The organism is Kitasatospora sp. NPDC059747 (assembly GCF_042732955.1).
In the GTDB taxonomy this organism is placed as follows: domain Bacteria; phylum Actinomycetota; class Actinomycetes; order Streptomycetales; family Streptomycetaceae; genus Kitasatospora.
Map to the genome: position 1 here is coordinate 51,680 of NZ_JBHWGV010000045.1, position 1,271 is coordinate 52,950.

The following is a 1,271-nucleotide window of genomic DNA, read 5'->3' on the forward strand; positions in this document are numbered from 1 at the left end:
GCGCGGTCGCTGGCCCGGCCGGGGCTGTGCTGTGCGCGTGCGTGCTCCGCGGCGCCCCCCCCCCCCCCACCCCACCCCCACCCACTCCCCCGCGCGGTCAGTGGGTGCGGCGCGTCACCAGCTCGGCCAGCGCGAGCAGTTCGTCCGTCCGGGCCGGCTCGGGCACGGCCACGGCCAGCAGGTCCATCGCGGCGGCCATCCGCTCGCAGGACGCGCCCTGCGCCCAGCCGCGCCCGCCCGCGCCCTCGACGGCCGCGGCGCAGAGCGCCAACTCCTCGGCACTGAGCTGCCGTTCCAGCGTGTACAGCTCGGCGAGCCGGGCGCCGTCGGGCGTGCCCGAGCCGAGCGCCGCGACCACCGGCAGCGACTTCTTCCGCGCCACCAGGTCCGCCCCGACCGGCTTGCCGGTGACGGCCGGGTCGCCCCAGATGCCGATCAGGTCGTCGATCAGCTGGAACGCCAGACCGATCTCCCGCCCGAAGCCGTCCATCGCCTTCGCCGCCCGCTCGGACGCGCCGCCGTACTCCGCGCCCATCGCGCAGGACGCACCCAGCAGGGCGCCCGTCTTCGCCTCGGCCATCGCGAGGCACTCGGCGAGCGAGACGTCGTCCCGCTGCTCGAAGGCGCAGTCGATCTGCTGGCCCTCGCACAGCTCGACCACGCAGTCGGTGAGCCGGCGGACGGCGGACCGGGCGGCCGGGTGGGTGTCCTCGGCCAGCAGCCGCAGCGCCAGCGAGTGCATCGCGTCGCCGGCCAGGATCGCCTCGGTGGTGCCGAACACCCGCCAGGCGGTGGGGCGGTGGCGGCGGGTCTCGTCGCGGTCGATGACGTCGTCGTGGAGCAGGGTGAAGTTGTGCACCAGCTCGACGGCCGCCGCAGCGGCGGTGGCCGCGGCCGGGTCGCCGCCGAGGGCCTGGGCGGCGGCGAGGACCATGGCCGGGCGGATCGCCTTGCCGGAGGGCGACGCGGAGGGCGAGCCGTCCGCCTCCCACCAGCCGAAGTGGTAGCCGGCGACCTTGCGCATCGCGCCCGGCAGCGAGTCGACGGCGGCCCGCAGGACCGGGTCGACCAGACCGCGGGCCCGGACGAGCACGTCCTCGGCCTCGTGGCCCTCCCGGTGGTCCCGCTCCAGCGTGGGGCTCGTCATGGGTTCCTCCCCCTGATGACCTGTCGTGAGAAGGGCGGGGGGCGGCCCGGGGGGGGCGCGGCCGCCCCGGGGGCGGGAGGGGGGGCGGGGGGCCGCCCCCCCCCCGCGCCCCGCCCCGCGCCGC

General features: G+C 78.0%; 1 protein-coding gene. It reads right to left on the reverse strand.

Going from position 1 to position 1,271, the window contains the following annotated elements:
- Positions 1-97: 97 nt before the first annotated feature.
- Positions 98-1,147 carry a family 2 encapsulin nanocompartment cargo protein polyprenyl transferase gene (locus tag ACFV4G_RS20840; protein WP_380442417.1) on the reverse strand — a complete coding sequence of 350 codons (1,050 nt, stop codon included), beginning with the start codon at positions 1,145-1,147 and terminating at the stop codon, positions 98-100.
- Between the last annotated feature and the right edge of the window lie 124 nt (positions 1,148-1,271).

Excerpts from the sequence above, each read along its gene's own strand:
- ACFV4G_RS20840 (WP_380442417.1), bottom strand. The coding sequence starts at position 1,147 with ATGACGAGCCCCACGCTGGAGCGGGACCACCGGGAGGGCCACGAGGCC.